Here is a 3689-nt window from a genome sequence, read left to right on the forward strand (position 1 = left end):
ATGCGTGCAAATCGAACGCATGACCCACCACGTCGGCGGCGCAGACTCCACTATCGAATCACAGTACGATCATCCCAGGCACTAACGCTCGCAGTTTCGTTCCGACGCAACCTGCCCCACTAGGTCCTCCGGCAAACACGTTGCGGTAACCGCCGCCCTCACGGCATAGTGTCAAATACACACAGAGCCTCATGTGAATCGCCGGGCCATTTACACCACGCCACGGGGCGCTGCCCTCGCGTGGATCGACCGCCATGCGGCCATGAGCAGCTAAGACTTCACGAATCCGATTCTGCATTACGCTTTCCCTCACATTTCTGTCGTAGCTCAACTTAATTAGCCGGTGTTTTCGGGCTAAGACTCCCTGGGCGGAACGTAGGTTTCGGTCGCCTTGAGCCGCTTGCGAGCGGTGCGGCGGTAACTGTAGAAGTCCGACATAAGCGCCGGGCTGCCGTACAGCCAGTCCAGGGGTTCTCGCATGTCGTCCACGTAGCCGATGGCGAGGGAGCCGCGCTGGTAGCCCATCAGCCTGAGCAGCCCCTCGGGGAGGGTGCGGGCGATCTCGGGCGGACAGGCGAGATATTGGTTTTCCTCCTGGCGCAGCCACCCGAGCGAGTAGCCCACGTTCATCCCGATCCGGGTGGTCTTGGTGGTGTTGGCGCCCCCACCGTGGAATACCGAGCCCGTATACAAGAGGACCGAACCCTTGGTCATGACCGCTGGGGAGGACAGGGCGGGGTCCACCTCGTCGGGATCGTCCTCCCACCGGTGGCTGCCCACCACCATCCGTGTCGCACCCATCTCTTCAGTGAAGTCGGTCACGGCCCACATGGTGCCGACTTCGGCTTCGAAGCCCCTCGGGAACTGGTAGTGATCGAACGACCACTGATCCCGATGAATCATCTGCGCCGGCGCACCGGGTCCGATGGTAACCAGCTGGGTCAGGTCGACCTGGAAGGTGCTGGCGTGGTCGCCCAACACGAGGTCGAGCGTGTCGATGATCGTCGGGTGGGTAATGAGTGAGCGAGAGGTCGGCGAACGGGCGATCAGGGCGCCGGTACGGCGGGTGGTTTCGCCCAGGAAGTCAGTGTTGCCTCCGCCGGTGGCAGCGAGGTACGGCTCGAGCTCGGCCCGTATCTGATCCATCGTTTGGCGTGGTGCAAGGTCGGCAATGACCACACACCCGTCTTCGTTGAGCAGCTTCGCAATATCCGTCGACGAGAAATCCGAACCGACTGTCCGTACTGCTATTGGCATAGCTCATACTGTAAGGGACGATATAAGGATGATTCAATGACTATCGGTCGGTTTGTTACCGGCTTTCATGACCGAGCAGCGGAGGTGCCACGACAGATGCTCCCGTTCCGATTCGGCGTGCAGGCCGCGGTCGCGCCAACCATGTCGGCGTGACCAGGCCCGCCGGTGACCGCTTCAGTTCGGTCGAGCTCCAGATTGTGGCCTTCGCCACCAGAGTCGTCGCCAGCCGCCGCGCGGCCATGCGCACCGCAACCATGCTCGGCCTTCCGGGTGAGGACGCGCTCGAGCTTCCGATCGTCCTGATAGGCACCTCGGACGAATTGTGTGAGCGGCTTCTGGAGCGCCGCGAGAGGTGGGGCTTCACCAACATCGTGGTGCCGGGCGAGGCGATGGAGTCCTTCGCACCTGTGGTCGCCCGGCTCGCGGGCACCTAGCTCCGGTGACCTCCACCGGAGCGAGAATAGCGAGCATGCAGCACCTGCGAGAAGACGTGACGGACCACGGTGTGCTCGGTGCGGTGCTGGACCATGCCGATCGAGCCCCGGATCGGCCCGCTGTCAAGGACCTGGATCGCGCGTTGACCCGGGGCGAGTTGCGCGCCGCGGCTGGGAGAGTGGCCGCTGGCTTGCTTCAGAAAGGCGTCGAGCCCGGGGATCGGGTTGCCCTGCTGATCGGCAATTCTGTGGACTTCGTGGTGGCGGCACTGGGCTGTCTGTGGGCGGGGGTCACGTTCGTTCCGCTGGCGATCACCGATCCAGATGTCCGCCGTGCGCAGATCGTGGCTGACTGCCGGCCCGCACAGGTGATCACCGCAGGTTCGGACCAAACGGCGCCATCGGGACTTCCCGTCGGCACGGCGTGGACCTCCCTTTCGGCGTTGAGTGCCGCAGATGGGCGCACGCCACCACCCGTAACGGGCCCCATCTCCTACGTCATTTACACGTCGGGGACGACGGGTATCCCCAAGGGGGTGCAGATTTCCCCGGAGGCCTTTTTCACCGCAGTCGAAGCATGCGCCGACGCCGTGGGACTCACCGCGGACGACCGGGGCCTATGCGTTTCGCCCGTGCACTTTGACGGGTCCTTCTCTGCCATCTTTCCTCCGCTCGTGCGCGGCGTCCCCCTCGTCATCCCCGACCGGGAAGCCCTGCTGTTCCCACGCCGGTTCTTCTCGATTGTCGTCAGCGAGGGGATCACGGCGACCAGCTTCTCTCCCAGCTACCTCCGGTTGCTCCGGGCCAGCGGCCGTCTGGCGCGGTTGGCTGACACCCCGCTGAGAGTGATGGCCCTGGGCGGCGAAGCGCCGTCCACGGCCGATATCAGGGCGGTGTGGGCCGCCAGTCCGGGACTGCGGGTGGTGAATCGGTACGGTCCAACCGAGACGACCATCGCCGTCGCCCATCTGGAACTGACGCCTGAGTTGCTCGACGCGGGGCTGGTACCGATCGGTCATCCTCATCCCGGGAGCTCGTTCCACCTCGTTGATGAGCACGGAAGGCTGGTGGATCGTCCTGGAGTGGTCGGCGAGCTGTACATCGGCGGACTGCAGCTCATGGCTGGATATCTGAACGACCCGGCGCTGAGCGCAGCTGTGCTGCGTACGGACGTCGTCGAAGGAACCACCGTCTACCGCACTGGTGACCTCGTCTTCCGCGACGACCGGGGCAACTTCGTATACGTGGGGCGTTCGGACCGCGTCATCAAACGACATGGTGTGAGGACGTCGCTGATCGAGGTGACCGAGGCGCTCGATGGTATGGACGGGGTCGCATCCGCGGCGTGCACGACCTTCGACCTGGAGGGCGATCTGGGGGTCGTCGCATTCGTAGTGCCGGACGGCGAGCTCACCCCTGTCGCCGTCCGCCAGGCCGCCAGCAAACGGCTCCCGGAAACGATGCTGCCCGATCAATTCGTCTTAGTGGCCAACTTGCCCTTGACGTCTTCCAGCAAGGTCGACGAGCGACGGCTGCTGAAGGAGGCTGGCTTGTCTCCGCCGAACGAAGGGGCCTGAGCCGTCAGTGTCGTTGCAACTCAGTTATATGGAGATCGACTCGCAGTGCCGAGTCCTTCCACGAGAACCTGCTTGCATTCGCGAGCCCCCAACGTGGTGAGACGCGACTGCAGGTCTCGGTCGAGTAGATGACCATCAACCCGGCCGACATACTGGACAACATGTACATTCCCGCCTATTTCGCCGCCGACGAGCAGGCCGTCGACGACCTGCTCACTCACCACGGTGCCGCTGACCTGATCACTGCAACACCGGAGGGCGTGGTCGCTACTATGCTGCCGTTCGTCTATGACGCGGGCATGAGGACCCTTCGTGGTCATCTCGCCCGCAACAATGACCAGTGGCGGCGCCCGGTGGTTGGCGAGGCTCTGGTCATCGTGCGGGGACCAGATGCGTACATTTCCCCGGCCTGGTATCCGAG

The 3689-nt window shown here is 63.8% G+C and carries 4 protein-coding genes; 3 read left to right on the forward strand and 1 reads right to left on the reverse strand.

The genetic code is table 11. The features are described 5' to 3' along the window. Nucleotides 1-354: 354 nt before the first annotated feature. Entirely contained in the window at nt 355-1257 is a 903-nt protein-coding gene (locus tag ACLQI9_RS14215; RefSeq protein ID WP_442391801.1) for a phytanoyl-CoA dioxygenase family protein, read from the reverse strand. A gap of 149 nt (nt 1258-1406) precedes the next feature. Here ACLQI9_RS14215 and ACLQI9_RS14220 point away from each other — a divergent pair, with 149 nt between their 5' ends. From ACLQI9_RS14220 to ACLQI9_RS14230, 3 genes are all read left to right on the forward strand, one after another. Beyond that, entirely contained in the window at nt 1407-1691 is a 285-nt protein-coding gene (locus tag ACLQI9_RS14220; protein WP_442391802.1) for a hypothetical protein, read from the forward strand. 35 nt (nt 1692-1726) lie between these two features. Continuing rightward, nucleotides 1727-3268, forward strand: coding sequence for an amino acid adenylation domain-containing protein (locus ACLQI9_RS14225; protein WP_442391803.1), 1542 nt, complete (start codon nt 1727-1729; stop codon nt 3266-3268). Nucleotides 3269-3396: 128 nt separating this feature from the next. After that, nucleotides 3397-3689, forward strand: a 293-nt coding sequence (locus ACLQI9_RS14230) for an FMN-binding negative transcriptional regulator (protein WP_442391804.1), incomplete at its 3' end; no start/stop codon positions are given.

The sequence above is a fragment of the Mycobacterium sp. genome (assembly GCF_052143115.1).
Lineage (GTDB): Bacteria > Actinomycetota > Actinomycetes > Mycobacteriales > Mycobacteriaceae > Mycobacterium.